This is a genomic window from Legionella sp. 39-23, assembly GCF_001897665.1.
Lineage (GTDB): Bacteria > Pseudomonadota > Gammaproteobacteria > Legionellales > Legionellaceae > Legionella > Legionella steelei.
Window position 1 is genome coordinate 34,300 of sequence record NZ_MKTO01000045.1, and the last position, 16,970, is coordinate 51,269.

A 16,970-nucleotide genomic window follows, 5' to 3' on the forward strand; every position below is an offset into this window, starting at 1 on the left:
CAACTGGAAATGAATCAATCTGTGAATTGGAAAAGTACTGCAAAAATAATAGAAATATTGGAGCTCAATACAATGAATGATCAAGTTTTGCAAAAATATCAAGCTGAAGCGGAGCAGTCGGAATTAGGTAAGAAATCTGCTTACGATGATACGTATAATCCCAATCGATTATATCCTATCCCCAGGGCGGGGAAGCGACAAGAAATTGGTGTGGACCCATCAAAATTGCCTTTTTATGGCTTTGATTGTTGGAATCATTATGAAGTTTCTTGGCTTAATGCGAAAGGCAAACCCATGGTTGCGATTGCTGAGTTGTTTTATGAGTGTAACTCACCTAATTTAATTGAATCAAAATCGTTAAAACTTTATTTTAATTCATTTAACAATACGCGAATTCACAGTGTGAGTGAGTTAGAAAATACAATTAAAAGAGATTTACAAGAGCGTGTTGGTGCAGAAGTTTGGGTTAACATACATCTTTTAGACTCTACCAATCAGTTTGCAATACAACCGTCATTTGCGGGAGATTTGCTTGACGACCTTGATATAGAATGCTCAATTTATCATGTAGAACCTTCATTTCTTTTTGTAAGCGAGGAGCTTGTAGAAGAATCATTATATTCAAATCTGTTGAAATCTAATTGTCTGGTGACAAATCAGCCTGATTGGGGAAGCGTGCAAATTGCTTACAAAGGTAAAAAAATTAATCGGGAAGGTTTATTAAAATATCTTGTTTCATTTCGTAATCATAATGAATTTCACGAGCAATGTATTGAACGAATTTTTGTCGATATTATGAATTATTGCCAACCAGAACAACTAACCGTATATGGCCGGTATACACGCCGAGGTGGATTAGATATCAATCCATACCGTTCTACGGAGAAGAGCTCATTTGTTGGTAAAAATTTGCGCTTGGTTCGTCAGTAACTTACTGGGTATTGCCGATAATATCAGTCGAGTAGCCGGGTTTTTTGCAAGAAAAACCCCGGGTTACACTTCGTTTCAACCAGGCTACGAGTAGTATGTAGACTAATCAACCAATTGATGTTGCTCCATACTCCACGCCGGACGGCAAGAAATAAACAGTTGCATATCGCCTTCCCAATAGTATTTTTCACCTGCTTCAATCAATACTGCATCGCCAGCGGATAATTTATGTTCCATATGATTGACGACGACCTTGCCTTCGCCTTGGAACACATAAACTAATTCATTGCATTGTAAATTCACTACTCGTCGCGTTTCAGGATATCGGCCTGATATTTTTGCAATAGCACAATCCATCATTGGATCATTCAGATGATGCTCACTGACTTTACAGGATGGAGCATTACTGTGTTCGGTCGTTTGATGTTTCAAAGAAATTTTCATTTACTGCCTCCTTGATTAACGGTTATCCATGATGAATAATTTTTTCCGCACTGCCTGCAAGATAACGTTCCCTATCAACACGCAAATAAATTACTCGTTCATCTTCTGCAAATGCAACTTCAATCACCCCTTTAATATTCAATAATTTGTTGATGATCGGCTCATTTTTTTCGGCCCAAGGGGCAGGTAAAACAAGTGTTGAAAAGGAGGCTTGCGATTTCATTGAAAATGAAACAAGCAACCATATAATACCAATGATTGCATTAGTAACAAAAATACCCTGGCTGCTATTCCATTGATACAATACACCTGCGAGTGCCCCACCAATAAAAAGGCCTAAAAATTGGCTGGTTGAATAAATCCCCATAGCCGTCCCCTTACTGTGAGGATTTGCCTGTTTAGATACTAGAGAGGGTAATGCCGCCTCTAGAATATTAAACGCAACAAAATAAATTAACATGAGAACACACAGACTCACCCAATGTTGTGAGGTATAAGCTAATAATAATTGTGCCATTGCCATGATAAGCACTGATGAAAGAAATACGCCTTTCATGCGCTTTTTCTTTTCGGCAAGAATAATGAATGGGATCATGAGAATAAATGAAATGATCATCAGTGGTAGATAAAAATGCCACTGTTGCGATAAATGTCCTTGTTCCACTTGTTTTTTTAGGATGAAAGGAATAGCAAAAAATGTTGCGGTGAGAATAAAATGCTGGCAGAAAATACCGATATTAAGAAGTTGTAGTTGGACGTTAGAAATAACATTCTTCAATAAAGCAGGATTTGTTTCACTATCAATGTGAAAACGTTCATTTACAGGCTTGGGAATTACCAAATAAAGCAAGATAATCCCAGCTATTGCTAATAGAGTCGTTAGGTAAAAAATACCAGATAGGCCAAAATGATGGGTAAGGGCTGGACTAACAACCATCGCAAGACTAAAAGATGTCCCTATAGTCATGCCAATGACCGCCATCGATTTAGTACGTTGATCCTCAGGGGTTAAATCTGCAAGCAAGGCGATTAAAACACTACCAATTGCGCCAGTGCCTTGCAAGGATCTTGCAAGTATCATCCCATAAATAGAGTTGGTTAGAGCACCAAGTAAACTACCCAAAGCAAAAAGGAGTAACCCTATGGCTATCATGGGTTTTCTTCCTACCTTATCAGAAAGCATACCAAAAGGCATTTGCAGGAGGCCTTGAGCAAGACCATAAATTCCTAGAGCAAGCCCTACTAGTGCAGGTGTTGCGTTTTGTAAATTTTCTGCATAAATACTAAATACGGGTATGAGCAAAAACAAACCTAACATGCGGAAAGAAAAAATCGCGGCTATAGGAAAGACAGTTTTAGACCAAGAATGCTTCATTCATTAATATATGTTTATCTTTATTGTGTGCCGATAGTACAAAGTTAGCCATCTAGAAACAAGATATTTAAAAATTTAATGCATGAAACATTGCTTTATTGCTCAATAAAAATGAAAATGTAGTTTTTTGTAATTGTTGGTCAATAAATGTCAACTTATGCTTCTGAGTTTAGAAGTACTAGTAGGCTATTATGCTCCATGTGTCGCATGAGTTGTCACTATCGTATTGTATCAACAGTTTTTAATAAATGAAGTTAATGAGGAATATTTCATGAGTTTGGTTTTCGCAGGTAAAGTTGGATTAATTACTGGCGGTGCTCGAGGTATCGGTAAGGCGACTGCATTAAAGTTAGCTCAGTCAGGAAGTGATATTGCCATCGTTTATTACAACAGTTCTGATGAAGCTCAAACTTTGGTTGAAGAAATCCATGCTATGGGGCGCAAAGCGATTGCGTTACAAGCTAATGTAGCCGACCATCAGTCGGTAAAAGAAATGTTTGTGCAATTTCGTGAGCATTTTAACCGACTTGATTTCTTAATTAGTAATGCTGCAAGCGGTGTTTTAAAATCAGCACTTAAGATGTCAACAAAACATTGGCGCTGGTGCTTAGAAACAAATGCTTTGGCATTAAATCATTTGGCTACAGAGGCGCGCTCATCGATGCCTAAAGGGAGCCGAATTGTTGCCTTATCAAGCCTTGGTGCATCTCGAGCGATTCCTAACTATGCATTTATTGGCGCGTCTAAGGCTGCTCTTGAAGCTTTAGTCCGTTCTTTGAGTCTTGAGTTGGCTGTCGATGGAATTACTGTGAATACTGTTTCTGCTGGAGTAGTTGATACCGATGCATTGAAACATTTTCCTAACAGGGAACAGCTACTTGATGAATATCAGGCCCACTCTTTGGCTGATAGGCCATTGACAACTCAAGATGTGGCCAATGCTATTTATCTCTTGTGCTTGCCGGAAGCAGCCATGATTAATGGGCATACTTTATTTGTTGATGCAGGGTACAGTCAGGTGGGTTAATACCTTGTCATTCTTAATTTTATGCCTTTAAAAAAATATATGATATAATTTCGGGCTTTGTAAATTAGCTATCTCTGAGGAAAAAATATGAATGTAGCAGACGTTTATCCTAAAGTTAGGGAAATTGTTGCTGATGTGCTAGTGATTGATGTAGAAGAAGTATCTCTTAACAGTCGTTTGATAGCAGATCTAGGCGCAGAATCTATTGATTTTCTTGATTTGGTATTCCAATTAGAAAAAGAATTCAAAATTAAAATTCCCCGTGGTCAATTAGAAAAAAATGCACGAGGTGATTTGGCAGAAGATGAATTTGAGAAAGGTGGCGTTATTACCGAAAGAGGTTTGCAGGCATTGCAAAATTATTTGAGTGAAATTCCTGCAGAACAGTTCAAGCCGAATATGAAAGTCAATGAAATACCTATGCTATTTACCATTGAAACATTTTGCAAGTTAGTTGTTGCTGCGGTTAAAGAACAACAAACTGCTGGATCTGTGGCTTAATTTAGGTGTTATTTAAAATCAAGTTAATAGGGCTAAATAAATACTGATGAGATTTTTATTCGTTGATCGTATCGTGGAGTCATCTCCTGGTCAGGTGGTCCGGGGAATTAAACATATTACCCCGAATGATACATACCTCACAGTTGATGAACAGGGACGGCCCTGCTTCATCCCTTCGTTAATCGGTGAAACACTAGGCCAACTGGCTGCGTGGAATGTGATGGCGCTTCAAGAGTTTGCCTACAGACCTGTAGCCGGGATTGTTGCCTGTGCCGCCCTGCATCGTCCAGCATATGTAGGTGAGACTTTATTGCTTGAGTCATTTATTGAGCACTTAGATCATTCAGTAATGCAATACTATAGTGAAGCGAGAGTAGGTAATGAGCGTGTCTTCAGTCTTGAAGGCGCCTTAGGTCCATTGTTACCTATGGATGATTTTATTGATTTAGATGAAGTGAAACAGCAATTTTCCGAAATTAATCGTCCTGGTGATTGGCTTGCTGTGAGTCAGAAGAGTGCACCAATATTGAATGACGATTTGATTATGAGCTCGGAATTGCCGGTAGTGCCCATGACCTTCGACAGAATTTGCTCCAGTGAACCAGGAGTTAGTTTAACTGCTGAAAAAAGAATATCACGTGCAGCCCTTTATTTTGCGGATCATTTTCCCAAAAAACCGGTATTACCATTGACGGTATTATTGGAATGTAAATTAAATTTGGCGAAGGAATTTATTCGACGTGCAGGCTACCCAGTCGATTATAAAGTGAGCGAATTTCGCAAAATAAAAATGAAAGAGTTTGTCTATCCAGGCGACATTCTTGAGTGTTCTGTAACCGTCAAAAAGCAAACGGAAGACGAGTTGATCCTAGCTTATCGTAGTGAGGTTGCAGGTAAACGTGTTTGTGTTGTGGATGTAGTGCTTATTCCCAGAGGTAAATAAAAGTGAAAAAAAGACGAGTTGCGATTACAGGTATGGGAGCCGTTTCTCCTTTAGGGCTTGACGTTCAGTCTATATGGTCCAATTTATTGGAAGGACGTTCAGGTATTGCTGAAATCAAGCAATTTGATGCCAGTGCGTTTCCAACTTATATTGCAGCTGAGGTGAAAAATTTTTCGCTTGCGCCTAAATTAACCACAAAACGCAGTCGTTTTTCTGTCAATTTTACGCGATATGCACTTGAAGCTGCCCAACAAGCTTTTGATGATGCAGGCATCGTGCCTACGGAGCAAACTGCGACTCAGTGGGGCGTTGTTACCGGAAGCGGTATGATGACCTCTGAGTTTGACTATCTATCTCGATTTCAACAAACGTGTGCTCAAAATGGTGAAGCAGATTGGGAACGTTTGCAGGCTAGTACACAAGAATTTTATAAATTATCTGATTTTGGTAAAACAACTACAAACTCTGGTCTGTCTTTATTGATTCAACAATTTAACATTAGAGGATATGCATCCTCCGTCCACACCGCTTGTGCATCAGGTGGACAGGCTTTAGGACTCGCGATGCAAGTAATTCGTCGCGGAGAGGCGGATTTTATGCTGGCTGGAGGCTTTGATTCAATGATTAATCCGTTGGGATTATCCAGCTTTTGCTTATTAGGCGCCTTATCTACTTATAACAGTACCCCCGAAACAGCGAGCAGACCTTTTGATGCAACACGGAATGGTTTTGTTTTAGGTGAAGGTGCTGCTTTTTTAATCCTAGAAGAATGGGATAAGGCCAAAGCTCGAGGTGCGCGTATTTATGCAGAATTAGCTGGTGAAGGTAATTCATTAAGTTCTTATCGAATTACTGATTCCCATCCAAATGGTGATGGTGCCATTCAGGCAATTGAACGAGCTCTCCAAGATGCAGGAGTCCAAGCTTCAGATGTGGATTATATTAATGCACATGGCACCTCAACTAAAATGAATGACTTAAGTGAAACGAATGCAATTAAAGCAGTTTTTGGCGAATCTGTCGCAAACTTGCCGGTCAGTGCGACTAAAAGTCAAACCGGACATTTGATTTCCGCGGCAGGAGCACTTGAGGCTGTATTATCAGTTAAATCCATAGAGCAGGCACAGATACCCAAGACAGCCAATTTAACTACTCCAGATCCAGAATGTGATTTAGATTATGTAGTTGATGGACCACGCGAGCGCTCTTTAGGAGTGGTGCTTTCCAATTCTTTTGGATTTGGCGGCTCCAATAGTTGCTTGTTATTTAAGCATCCTGAGTTTGAAGGAGCCGGGCTATGAGTCAAAGCAACAGAGTATTTATTACAGGGCGAAGCGCATTAACTGCATCAGGCGCTACTGCAGATGCAACGTGGGATGCGATTCTTTCTGGCCAGAGTGGAATTGGTGAAATAACGCAATGGGATGTATCGCAATGGCAGTATCGCTTGGGCGGCGAGTTAAAAGAATTTAGTCCAGCAAAAATGCTACCAGATCGCAAATTGATGAAAGTTATTTCACGACAAGACGTGATGGGAATTCATGCTGCAGTACAGGCAATTGAGCACAGCCAAATGATTGCCTATCGCGATACGCTTGACGACTCTAGTTTATTTAATGAGCAAACTGCTGTTTTTGTAGGATCACCAGGAAATAAATATTTTCAACAATATGATTTTTTGCCTTTGTTGGCCAAAACTCAAGGTGATATGCAGCAATTTGCGCAACACCTATTTGAAACAGTCCATCCGATGTGGTTGTTACGTATATTGCCAAATAATGTTCTTGCATACACTGGGATAACTTATGAGTTTAAAGGCCCAAATCATAATGTAACGAATCATGCTGTAGGTGGAACACAAGCATTATTGGAAGCATACCATGCGATTCGTAGTGGTCAGGCAGAGCGAGCGGTAGTTGTTGCCTATGATGCAGCTGTTGAACCGCAAGCGTTATTTTACTACGAGCAATTAGGGGTATTAAGTAATCAACATTTAAAACCTTTTGATGCAGCGCATAATGGCACAATTTTAGCTGATGGTGCCGCTGCTTTGGTGTTGGAAAGTGAAGCCAGCATGCGTGCGCGCTCAGCAACGTGCTATGGTGAGATTCTTGGTGGCTTATCAAGCACTGAAGCTGAAGGCTTATTTTCTCTGGATGCCAGCGGCCAACAACTTGCTGAGTTGATGCAACGTACTTTGGAATGTGTAGAAGTAAATCCTAATGATTTAGGTTTTATTGTGACTCATGGCAATGGTAATAGTAAATCGGACTATAGTGAGTCTCAGGCAATACAAAATGTTTTTCCTGAACAGGAAATCCCTGTCACTGCATTTAAATGGTCTGTAGGGCATTCTATATGTGCTTCCGGGTTGATTGACACAGTAATGACAACTTATGCACTTTCATCTAAGTGCGTACCTGGGATAGCGAATTTGCAAAATATAGCATCCGGTTGTAAAGGTTTATCCGTAAGTGCGGAGCATCAACCTTTAAAAAGAGGCCCTTATGCATTGACGATCAATCGAGGATTTGCCAGTATGAATGCGTGTTTAGTGATCAAAGCTTGTGACTGAATTAGAACGAAAAATTAATGAATTGCCAATAAGCATGTTTGGGCGATTCGTACATAAATTTTTGCCCTATAAGCGACAAGTTGTTATGGCAAATATTGATCGTGTTTTTGGTGAGCAACTGAATGGTGCACAAAAAAAACGACTTGCTATCTCATATTACTCACATTTACTTAAATCCTTTAAAGAAGCAATGCAACTGCGTTTTATGTCTGAAGAGAATTTACGCAATATGGTCGAGGTGCGAGGCCATGAAAACATGTTGTCGGTTGTGGCGCAACAAAAAGGAGTTTTAGTTTTAACAGGGCATTTTGGCAATTGGGAAGTGGCACCAATTGGTGGTGTTTTAAATTTTCAAGAATTTCAAGGGCAGTTTCATTTTATTCGTCGGACTTTGTCAATTAAATTTATTGAGCGCAGTTTATTCAAGCAGTACTACCAAGTTGGCTTGAATGTTATCCCTAAAAAAAACTCTTTGGATAAGGTTTGTGCTGCTCTGGAAAAAAATCACGCCGTTATTTTTGTTCTTGATCAACATGCCTCATTGGTTAACCGTGACGGGATTGCCGTAGAGTTTTTTGGGGTGAAAGCAGGAACTTACCGTAGCCTGGCAACGTTGTCTCGTTATACGGGAGTTCCTGTAATTCCAGCTGCAGGATATAGATTGCCAAATGGAAAGCATGTTTTAGAGTTTTATGAGCCTATTCCATGGAAAGACTATGAAAATGCTCAAGAGTCTCTTTATTATAATACGCTTGCTTATAACCAAGCATTAGAGCGTATTATTTTAGCCCATCCAGAACAATGGAATTGGATGCATAAGCGCTGGAAACTCAAGTTGTAATCGTTCCTTTGCTGTTTATTATCTTTTGAAAAGATGCATTATGTTCCACTTCAAAGGGTTCTTCCTCCTCCTCTTGTGTGGGCTGTTTCATTTTGGTAAAAAAACCCTCAGCCCAACTCAACGCGCTTTGTGCATATACAGTTGCTTCGCATGTATATTTGGAGAGCATTTTGCCTGCGCTTGCTACAAAATCACTTGTTTCTGAGCTGTTTGAAGGCTCTTTACTGGGAGTGACTATAAGTTCTGGCATGAGATTATCCAGCTCGTCAGAAACATATTGCAATTGATCGGAATCTTCCCCAACCTGTACCAGCAATGAATCAATCTCACCACGAGATTTTTCTTTTAACATCAGCTCTAAAAGACGGAATTGATTCACAATGAATGGGTTTTGGTTGTCTTTTAACCAATGGTAAATTTGTTCATTTTCTTCTCTATGCTTGATTGCATAATGATATAACCGGTGAAGTTTTTGTCGTGTAATGAACTCATCTTTAGGAATTGTCTGTAACGAGAATTTGTCGAATGCTTTAATAATCTCCTCAAGTTTTTCATGCGTTAGGGGAAGGGTCATTTTATTTAACAAATCCAGCAGATCGTGTTCTGATTCTTGAACTGGCCCGGAACTTTTTGTCTGTTTTGAAGATGATGGTTCATCGTTTTCTACCAGGGCTAATGATTCAGGGGCAATGTACTCGGGCGCGTTAGGTTTAAAAAAGCCGGTCCATCCATAAATCCAACAACGTTTAATCCATTTAATGAAAACAGAAAAAAATCCTTGTTCATTGGCAAAATTTAATTCAAGTTGTGCTTCCTTAAGCGCTTTATGCGCCACTTGAATGATTTCTTGATTTTTTTCAGGATGAAGGTTTTTTAGTGCGAAGGTACACAAATTGATAACGCGTTGATAATTTTCTTTTCCTCCTCGGAGGCCAAAATGGCGAATAACTCTCTTTGCATCAAATACAAACAATTGATAACTAATCTGCTCATCAAAAAAAGCAGGATGAGCTAATAATGCGGAAAAAATCGCTTCTTTTACTGTGCCGTCTACTTCTGAACGTTTTAACATGAATCCAAGGTGGTGTATTGCTTTGTTGCGAATGAGGATATTTACGGAACGCTCATAATAGCCCATGTAGTCATCAAGCAATGTAAGGATTGGTGCCGGACTGCCTCTATAATGTATTAAAAAATACTCAAAACAATTAATTGTTTTATCATGTTTAATCAACTCATCTATAAAAGAGCTTTCATTAGAATTCACTGATTGTCTTTGTTCTTTTAGCGTTCCAGGAAGAGGGAGATTTAAATGAATATCTTGTAGCATTCTTTGAATAGTGAGCCGCTTATTTTGATAAAATAATGATGTATCTCCTTTTAATGCATTATTTCTTAAATAGCGATTGGTTAAGTAAGCCGTTCTCGCGGCCAACTCCTTAAATGCGAGTTTATCATTCAAGAAAAAAAGGAGTTCTATTGATGCTAATGAAAAGGAATGATTTTTATCCAATAATTTTTTAGTTAATTGATTAATATAAGATGCATAGGCCTTATTATAATGACCATTTAGATAAAGACGTATTGCCAACAGCAAATGAGATTCTTTGCCCGCATGCTCGAGAAATTTATTCGGAATGTTATGAAATAGTCCTAAGTTCTCAATGATACTAACAACAGCAGCTTCTTTTCGAGTTGGCTCCATTTTCCCTAATACATCAATCACATTGGGTGTTGCAATGTCCATAAAATGAGCCAAGATATAATGAGCATTGGGCATTGACGCAAAATGATTCATCCAATAAGCAATCACATTGTGTCGGTCATAGAGAGGGCATCGCTCAATCAGGGCCGCTACTTGAGCTTTAGTTAGTTGATGAAAATGAGGAACTGAGCAAAGAATACTTACTGCTGCCTCAGGTTCTAATTTACCTATTAATGGATTTGAGAGGACTTTTAAGTCTAATTGGTACACTAGGGCGTTAAGACGCGAAGGGATATGATGATCTTGCTGGGTTAACCTATTTAATAATGATTCACCTTTTAAGCACGACAAGTATTCTTTTTTACTTAATAAGTAAATTATTAAGAGCGATTTTACTTGTAGGTTTTTAACGATTTGAATGGCGTCAAGAATATTGGGGATTGTTAATTTCCCTTCTTCAAGAGTGACTAAGAATTGCGTCTGACTTACTATATCCTTATTGATTTCCGTTAAATACTCTTGGTTTCCCATAGCCGCTTTGAATAACTCAAAACTTTGTATTTTGCTTCCTGTCATAGCACTCTCTCCTTTTAGCCAAGCACCAATTCCCTAATGGACTTCTTTCGAAACACGACTGTAGCGGCGAACTCTTCATTAAAACGGTACCTAGTCCTCATGTACTTGGGGGTATATTTTAGTCTAGGCTCCATTTTTTTCGCACTTAGCCACAGTGAATTTCGAAAAAAGTCTAGTGTAAATTTGGAGCGGTGCGAGTGTGAGGCGTTCTTTCAGGATAACTCTTTGTAAAGAAAATTCAATACTTGTGTTAATTTTGCATAGGGATAGGGGTTGAACCGTGCTTAAAACAAGATGCCCTCATAAACAAAAACAGCGGGGCCAGTCAGGATAAGCGATTCATTAAATGCTGGCCAATCAATAAATAAATCACCACCAGGTAATGTCACTTTTATTTGTTTGTCCAATTGATGATATAAACGTCCAATAGCAGCTGCTGCAACAGCACCACTTCCACATGCTTGAGTTTCTCCGCAGCCACGTTCATAGACTCGTAATTTGATATGGTTTGGAGTCACAATTTGCATGAAGCCAACATTTACTTGCGCGGGAAAACGTGGATGTACACTGATTTCGCTTCCTAAAGTATGAACCGGTGCTTTATCTATATCTTCTACCACTAATACTGCATGTGGATTGCCCACGCTTAATGCATTGAAGTGAACCGTTTTGTTTTGTTGAAGTTCTAAGGAGTATTCAACAGATTGCTGCTCTGCTATGAATGGGATATCAGATGGGGATAATCGGGGAATTCCCATATCGACACTAACACTAGAGTCTGCGTTGATGTGTAAACTCATTTGTGTCGTGTGAGTGGCCACGGTTAAGTGATTTTTATCAGTTAATCCATAGTATTTTGCAAATAAGGCAAGACAGCGTGCTCCATTACCACATTGGCCTACTTCCTGGCCATCGGCATTAAAAATCCGATAATTAAAGTCAATACCATCCTGCACACTTGATTCAATCAACAAGCATTGGTCGAAGCCAATGCCGGTATTGCGTTGAGCCATAGTCATTATTTGTTGCGGACTTAGAGTAATCTGTTGATTCACTCCATCAATCACCATGAAATCATTACCCAAGCCATGCATTTTGGTAAATTTAATGTTCATAATTGCCCTGTCTAACTTGCGGTGTTTTTTGTTGATTCTGGCAAATAGAGTGGACCTTTTTGCCCACAACCTACTAAGAGTATGGCAATACAAACCATAAATAAAAAGTAAATTTGTTTCATTAGAATAGTAGTTAAAAGTTTTAGAACGCTAACTATCCATTTATTTATGTAAAAATTCAAGTCATGGATATTGTTTTCTGCACGTAGCCTGGATTATGAACTATATCTAACCCGGGCTACAGTAATGAATCACATGATTAGGGCATCATTAAATGCTAAATGTTCATTCTCAGCAGACTCGCTATTCGCATCATCGCTTAGGGCAAAATCTGGCCTATGTTCGTTCAAGGACTCCACAGCATTTTGTCCGGCGGATTGCCAAAAGAAACATGATTTTACAGAGCTAAGGCCTACATGAGTATAAATTGCAAGTACAACTATTCCGGGAAAGATAAAACTCAAAAGAATTCCTGCGGCAATTACCGTATTTCTGGTATAGCGTATCCAATCGGGATCATTATGCGTTACGAATTTATCTTCGTACTTATCCAGCTTGGTATAAAATGAGCGTAAACGGTCTTTAGGGTGTGGTTTTTGCTTTTTATCTTGCAAAATATCGTACAATTTAGTCGCTTTTAAGATTTTGGCTTTGACCTTATCATCCCTTTGTTTTATCTCATCATCTTGTTCTTCTTCTGGCGCTCTATTGGACAATTTTGCTCTGAGTGAAGCCAAATATTCTTCGGTTAATGGAATGAGTTTTTTATTAATAAGCAGTAAGTACTCTGCTTCTTTGTTATCATTCATTGCAGCATGGTATTCAGTTTTTTTTGCTCTTTCTGTTTCTAATGCGGCAAGCGTTTGTTTTTTTTGCTGCTCTTTCTCGGCTATTTGTTGTTCCATTTGGTGGATGCGTGTACCTAATTGCGCCTTTTCTTGTTCTAAGGCGTTTTTTGCTTGTTTGAGTCTATCAACGACACCATATTGATTAATGGCGTGACGTTCAACTAACTCTTGAAAAGTTCCTTTTTCTGCGGGCGAAGGTAATGCATTCGGTCGGTCTCGATAAAATTTTTGTGCCGCGACATCGATTAAGGCGTCAGCTTTTTTTCGCAGAAAGAGTTCATGTTTGTTGAATACTGCTTCCTCACTTACAAATTGTCGACCTAGTGCTGCCGTATCATTAGTAAAGATTTCGATTTGCCGATACAGTTTTTCAAATTCCTCAAAAGAGCTGTCATAATGTTCTGCAAATCGTTGTGTCAGTTGGTAAACCAGGCTGTCTGCACTTTCGCTTTGAGGTAGTTTTTCTTTTAGTTGTTGGCAAATGTATTGTATTTTTATTCTTATTGGGTAATTCGCTAACTGAGCAAAATCAGGACTTTCAAAGATCCTGACAATATCGGGGTTTATTTCTGAACCGGTATAACTTTCATCTTTATTGATCTGTGCTAATAGGCTGCTAAAAAAGAACTGTAAGTTTGTATCAGTTGGTGTTTGTAGGCGCTCAAACTCTTCTTCTAGATTGGTACGCTGTTGCGCAACGGTTTGAATTATGCCTTTTAGACTCAAAGCAATAAGTGATGCCACAAACTCTTTGATGGTTTGATTATCAATTTTTGATAACTCTTCAAACTCAGCAAAGATGCCAATGATTGCAGCAAAAAGTTCTTCTTTTTCTTTTTGCTTGCCCTCAGTACTCCAGTCATCGGTAAGATATTGTTGGCTTACTCTTTGAATTAAGGTACCAAATGAACTCAAAACATCTTTACGCGCATTTTCACTATCAAGTATTGCTGCGGGGGCAATTGAATGTTCTACAAGAGATGATGACAAATTGGTAATTGCTTTTATGTTTTTAGATAATACGGTTTGTGCTGATTGAATGAGTTCTACCATCGTTTGCTCTTTATAGGCATCGACTTGGAGGATTTTGAAGAAATACTCCTTCATTAATAAACTGTGTTCCTCATTCACATATCCCATGTTTTTAGGGAAGGCCTCAGTTAAAAGGGCATATTTATGGTCAGTACGGAGCATTTTTCTTTGTGGTGCTACACCCATAAATGTGTAGTGCGTCGCATTGAATGCTTCGTATGCGGCTCTATTGGCATAAATTTTGTCATAGAGTTTACGAAATATCGTTGGGAAATCAAGTTTTGCTACATCAAAGCCATCGCCTCCCATTTCCTCTAGGAAGGAGATGTATTTTCTACCTAAAGCGGTGTGCTCATGAAAAATTTCTCGAGCATCTTTAAAGGCGACTCCATGTGATGACAAAAATTTAAGTAATTTGAAAATCATTAATTTTTGCACATGCGTCGCTTTTGTTTTCTCAGGAGAAACGGCAAAATTTTGTTGCGATGCATTAGTTCCGGCTGAACCTGTGCCATGATGTCCAGGCAGGGTGCTGCGTACTATTATTTGCTCTGGAGTTGACGCTTCGGTATAGATTGGTGTAAAGCCCCAGTCAGAGCGTTCATTTTCGTAATAGGTGAATTCAGCATGTTTAACAATAGGAGGAAGCGTATAAAATCTTTGGTCGTACCAGGTTATAGGCCAGCAGTCGCCAGGAACTGGATCAATAATAAAAAGATTCATTGACGCCTTGGCAATATTAATTTTTAGAGCATTAAACCATAACTGTTTGTCTGTTGCTGATTGCGGTAGTTGGGTTAACAGCGATTTAATAATGTCAGGGGTATTATTATAGGGCAGGCCTTTTTTCCTGTTTGCTTGTTGTTGCGTTAGCTCTTTGATTAATTGTTCGAAATTTTCGCAAGAGTTAATGGTGTCTTTTATCGCATTAAGTTCATGGGCTATCAGAATTGATTCAACCCCACCTCTGCTGTGTGCAATATCATTCAGTTCTGTTTGCCCACGAACAATGGCATTTAAAGCAAGCCCAAGTCCAATGCCAATTTTTTCGCCAACATCGGTCCCTTCGGTCTTAGGCCCATTAACAACTGCGACATCTATTGATTGATAGGGAACAAGTTGTTTGTTATTAATCAAAGGTCTTTCTGTTTTAATCAATGTAGAAACAAGACTTAGAGTTTCTCCCTTAGGATAATACTCTTGTATTTTCTCCCCTGCTTGTAACGGTACTTTTTTCTTGTTTTTTAAAGTAGGCGTATAAAATGTGTCTGTCCCCAACATTGTCAGGGTAAATGATTTAGAATCTACTTTTTCAATTTCAATCATGCTTTTGCCGCTAATTAAGCCATAGTAGCGCACTATAATTCATGTTGGCTAATAATAAAATAGGTTTGGCGGTGCTTTTGTTTTATAATTGCTCAAATTGGTGTCGTTTTATTTTTTGATGTGTCGATTCTATAAAATATCGAGAACGTATAACTTGCACTGTGTTAATGCATTAGCGATAATTTCTCTTTTTTGTCTGTGGGGGATTTGTTTTGAATGTATTTATAAATGAGTCACAGGCTCCAGCCCAGGCGTGCGTTATTTGGATGCATGGACTAGGTGCTGATGCTTCCGATATGATGGGCTTAGCCGATCAGCTAACAGTTTCTGATGTTGCGTTACGCCACGTGTTTATTAATGCCCCCCAGCGTCCAGTGACCCTGAATGGTGGGATGGTTATGCCTGCTTGGTATGATATTGTAGGTATGAAACTAATTGATAGGGAAGATAAAGAAGGTATTGAGCAATCTGAATTAGTGATTCGTAAAGTCATGGATGAACAGCTAAACGATGGGTTTGCCTACAATCAGATTTTTTTAGCAGGATTTTCGCAAGGCGGAGCTATGGCATTGCACACTGCTCTGCATACAACCGCTCGCTTGGCAGGAGTGGTTGCTTTATCTGCTTATTTACCCTTAGCAGCACATACCAGAGCAAAGCTGGATAAAAGTACACCTTTTTTCATGGGGGCAGGGCAATTTGACCCCTTAGTATTACCTCAATGGACTGAATCAAGTAAGGATTGGCTATTGAATAAAGGATATGACCTCATTTCGTATTATAAGTATCCTATGGAGCATTCAATTTGTTTTGAGGAAATTAAAGATCTGAGTCTTTGGTTAAAGAATAAAATTCGGGGAGAGGCATAATGCCCATAGTGAAAAAGTCACGTACTGTTAATTATAGCTGCGAGCAAATGTTTTCGTTGGTGAATGAAGTAGAGCGTTATGCAGAGTTTCTACCTTATTGCTCAGAAAGCTTAGTACACCATCGCGATGAAGATGAGGTACAGGCAACTTTAGTTATTGGTGCGGCGGGTATGAGCAAGTCATTTACTACACGCAACAGACTTCAAAGTAATAAAATGATAGAGATTCGCCTTGTTGATGGCCCTTTCAGCCACTTAGAAGGGTTCTGGCGCTTTGATGAAGTCGATGATGGATGCAAAGTTTCTTTTGACCTGGAATTTGAATTTGCAGGGCGTATGTTTTCTATGTTGCTTGGTCCTGTATTTGAACAAGTAACGGATAAGATGGTTGATTCATTTTGCGATAGAGCCAAGGCCATTTATGGTTAAAGTTGAGTTAGTTTACGTGACTGCAGAAAAGGCTGTCGTTCATATGACTCTAGATCTTCAACACGGAGCAACCGTTCTTGATGCACTCCATGCCTCCAAAATCTATGATACTCATCCAGAAACGCGAGATATGTGCGTGGGTATTTATGCAAAGCAAGTTTCTTGGGAACAGGTTTTACAGGATGGTGACCGGGTAGAACTATACAGGCCATTGGTTTTGGATCCTAAAGAGAAACGACGTCAAAAAGCAAATGTTCGTCGGGCACGTAGCTGAGCTTTGTGCCTGGGTTAGCGCAGCATAATCCGGGGTCTATGAAACTGCTGTCATTGTAGAGGTTAGCTAATTCGCTGACAAAAAGGACAGACGTAGGCTGGGCTGTTGTATAGCCGGGGACATCCCTGACACTGTTCGGGGACATCCTTGACACATGAGTT

16 protein-coding genes are annotated in these 16,970 nt (G+C 39.3%); 10 read left to right on the plus strand and 6 right to left on the minus strand.

The window, feature by feature from the left end; translation table 11 throughout:
* The first annotated feature begins 72 nt into the window (after positions 1-72).
* A complete protein-coding gene (gene queF / locus BGO44_RS17170; protein ID WP_058509830.1) occupies positions 73-930 on the plus strand; it encodes an NADPH-dependent 7-cyano-7-deazaguanine reductase QueF in 858 nt (285 codons plus the stop codon).
* A gap of 102 nt (positions 931-1,032) precedes the next feature.
* On the opposite strand, the gene BGO44_RS17175 is transcribed toward queF, so the two are convergent.
* Together BGO44_RS17175 and BGO44_RS17180 are read right to left on the minus strand one after the other, a co-directional pair.
* The gene (locus BGO44_RS17175; protein ID WP_058509795.1) at positions 1,033-1,374 is read right to left on the minus strand and encodes a cupin domain-containing protein; all 342 of its coding nucleotides are present in this window, start codon (positions 1,372-1,374) and stop codon (positions 1,033-1,035) included.
* A gap of 22 nt (positions 1,375-1,396) precedes the next feature.
* Positions 1,397-2,749, minus strand: a complete 1,353-nt coding sequence (locus BGO44_RS17180; protein ID WP_273201411.1) for an MFS transporter — start codon at positions 2,747-2,749, stop codon at positions 1,397-1,399.
* Between the two features lie 271 nt (positions 2,750-3,020).
* Between BGO44_RS17180 and fabL the strand changes: the two genes are divergently transcribed.
* The 6 genes from fabL (at position 3,021) to BGO44_RS17210 (ending at position 8,636) form a co-directional block, all read left to right on the plus strand.
* Positions 3,021-3,776 carry an enoyl-[acyl-carrier-protein] reductase FabL gene (gene fabL / locus BGO44_RS17185; protein ID WP_058509793.1) on the plus strand — a complete coding sequence of 252 codons (756 nt, stop codon included), beginning with the start codon at positions 3,021-3,023 and terminating at the stop codon, positions 3,774-3,776.
* 87 nt (positions 3,777-3,863) lie between these two features.
* Positions 3,864-4,277: an acyl carrier protein gene (locus BGO44_RS17190; protein ID WP_058509792.1), complete on the plus strand. Its 414-nt coding sequence runs from the start codon at positions 3,864-3,866 to the stop codon at positions 4,275-4,277.
* Between the two features lie 46 nt (positions 4,278-4,323).
* Positions 4,324-5,220 (plus strand): ApeI family dehydratase, encoded by an 897-nt coding sequence (locus BGO44_RS17195; protein WP_058509791.1) that lies wholly within the window; start codon positions 4,324-4,326, stop codon positions 5,218-5,220.
* 2 nt (positions 5,221-5,222) lie between these two features.
* A complete protein-coding gene (locus tag BGO44_RS17200; protein WP_058509790.1) occupies positions 5,223-6,521 on the plus strand; it encodes a beta-ketoacyl-[acyl-carrier-protein] synthase family protein in 1,299 nt (432 codons plus the stop codon).
* Positions 6,518-7,795, plus strand: coding sequence for a beta-ketoacyl-[acyl-carrier-protein] synthase family protein (locus BGO44_RS17205; protein WP_058509789.1), 1,278 nt, complete (start codon positions 6,518-6,520; stop codon positions 7,793-7,795). The genes BGO44_RS17200 and BGO44_RS17205 overlap by 4 nt, the downstream gene beginning before the upstream one ends.
* A 34-nt stretch (positions 7,796-7,829) precedes the next feature.
* On the plus strand, positions 7,830-8,636 hold the full coding sequence (locus BGO44_RS17210; protein WP_416338575.1) for a lysophospholipid acyltransferase family protein: 807 nt from the start codon (positions 7,830-7,832) through the stop codon (positions 8,634-8,636).
* On the opposite strand, the gene BGO44_RS17215 is transcribed toward BGO44_RS17210, so the two are convergent.
* The 4 genes from BGO44_RS17215 to BGO44_RS17230 all read right to left on the minus strand — a co-directional run bounded on the left by BGO44_RS17215 (position 8,626) and on the right by BGO44_RS17230 (position 15,238).
* On the minus strand, positions 8,626-10,917 hold the full coding sequence (locus BGO44_RS17215; protein ID WP_273201407.1) for a hypothetical protein: 2,292 nt from the start codon (positions 10,915-10,917) through the stop codon (positions 8,626-8,628). The genes BGO44_RS17210 and BGO44_RS17215 overlap by 11 nt on opposite strands.
* Before the next feature lie 284 nt (positions 10,918-11,201).
* Complete coding sequence (gene dapF / locus BGO44_RS17220; RefSeq protein WP_273201406.1) at positions 11,202-12,032, minus strand: diaminopimelate epimerase; 831 nt, start codon at positions 12,030-12,032, stop codon at positions 11,202-11,204.
* Positions 12,033-12,043: 11 nt separating this feature from the next.
* The gene (gene lptM, locus BGO44_RS17225) at positions 12,044-12,154 is read right to left on the minus strand and encodes an LPS translocon maturation chaperone LptM (RefSeq protein WP_083503900.1); all 111 of its coding nucleotides are present in this window, start codon (positions 12,152-12,154) and stop codon (positions 12,044-12,046) included.
* 129 nt (positions 12,155-12,283) lie between these two features.
* On the minus strand, positions 12,284-15,238 hold the full coding sequence (locus tag BGO44_RS17230) for an AAA family ATPase (protein WP_273201404.1): 2,955 nt from the start codon (positions 15,236-15,238) through the stop codon (positions 12,284-12,286).
* A gap of 212 nt (positions 15,239-15,450) precedes the next feature.
* Between BGO44_RS17230 and BGO44_RS17235 the strand changes: the two genes are divergently transcribed.
* Genes BGO44_RS17235 through BGO44_RS17245 form a run of 3 tightly spaced genes read left to right on the plus strand, consistent with a single transcriptional unit; the run spans position 15,451 to position 16,809 of the window.
* Complete coding sequence (locus tag BGO44_RS17235; protein ID WP_273201403.1) at positions 15,451-16,107, plus strand: alpha/beta hydrolase; 657 nt, start codon at positions 15,451-15,453, stop codon at positions 16,105-16,107.
* Entirely contained in the window at positions 16,107-16,535 is a 429-nt protein-coding gene (locus BGO44_RS17240; protein WP_058509784.1) for a type II toxin-antitoxin system RatA family toxin, read from the plus strand. Before BGO44_RS17235 ends, BGO44_RS17240 begins: the two co-directional genes overlap by 1 nt.
* A complete protein-coding gene (locus BGO44_RS17245; RefSeq protein ID WP_273201402.1) occupies positions 16,528-16,809 on the plus strand; it encodes an RnfH family protein in 282 nt (93 codons plus the stop codon). Before BGO44_RS17240 ends, BGO44_RS17245 begins: the two co-directional genes overlap by 8 nt.
* Positions 16,810-16,970 lie beyond the last annotated feature (161 nt).

What these genes read in the sequence shown, in the direction of transcription:
- lptM (WP_083503900.1), bottom strand. Translation starts at nt 12,154, where the DNA reads ATGAAACAAATTTACTTTTTATTTATGGTTTGTATTGCCATACTCTTA.
- BGO44_RS17180 (WP_273201411.1), bottom strand. Translation starts at nt 2,749, where the DNA reads ATGAAGCATTCTTGGTCTAAAACTGTCTTTCCTATAGCCGCGATTTTT.
- BGO44_RS17175 (WP_058509795.1), bottom strand. Translation starts at nt 1,374, where the DNA reads ATGAAAATTTCTTTGAAACATCAAACGACCGAACACAGTAATGCTCCA.
- BGO44_RS17240 (WP_058509784.1), top strand. Translation starts at nt 16,107, where the DNA reads ATGCCCATAGTGAAAAAGTCACGTACTGTTAATTATAGCTGCGAGCAA.
- dapF (WP_273201406.1), bottom strand. Translation starts at nt 12,032, where the DNA reads ATGAACATTAAATTTACCAAAATGCATGGCTTGGGTAATGATTTCATG.
- BGO44_RS17210 (WP_416338575.1), top strand. Translation starts at nt 7,830, where the DNA reads ATGTTTGGGCGATTCGTACATAAATTTTTGCCCTATAAGCGACAAGTT.
- queF (WP_058509830.1), top strand. Translation starts at nt 73, where the DNA reads ATGAATGATCAAGTTTTGCAAAAATATCAAGCTGAAGCGGAGCAGTCG.
- BGO44_RS17215 (WP_273201407.1), bottom strand. Translation starts at nt 10,917, where the DNA reads ATGACAGGAAGCAAAATACAAAGTTTTGAGTTATTCAAAGCGGCTATG.
- fabL (WP_058509793.1), top strand. Translation starts at nt 3,021, where the DNA reads ATGAGTTTGGTTTTCGCAGGTAAAGTTGGATTAATTACTGGCGGTGCT.
- BGO44_RS17190 (WP_058509792.1), top strand. Translation starts at nt 3,864, where the DNA reads ATGAATGTAGCAGACGTTTATCCTAAAGTTAGGGAAATTGTTGCTGAT.
- BGO44_RS17195 (WP_058509791.1), top strand. Translation starts at nt 4,324, where the DNA reads ATGAGATTTTTATTCGTTGATCGTATCGTGGAGTCATCTCCTGGTCAG.
- BGO44_RS17230 (WP_273201404.1), bottom strand. Translation starts at nt 15,238, where the DNA reads ATGATTGAAATTGAAAAAGTAGATTCTAAATCATTTACCCTGACAATG.
- BGO44_RS17205 (WP_058509789.1), top strand. Translation starts at nt 6,518, where the DNA reads ATGAGTCAAAGCAACAGAGTATTTATTACAGGGCGAAGCGCATTAACT.
- BGO44_RS17245 (WP_273201402.1), top strand. Translation starts at nt 16,528, where the DNA reads ATGGTTAAAGTTGAGTTAGTTTACGTGACTGCAGAAAAGGCTGTCGTT.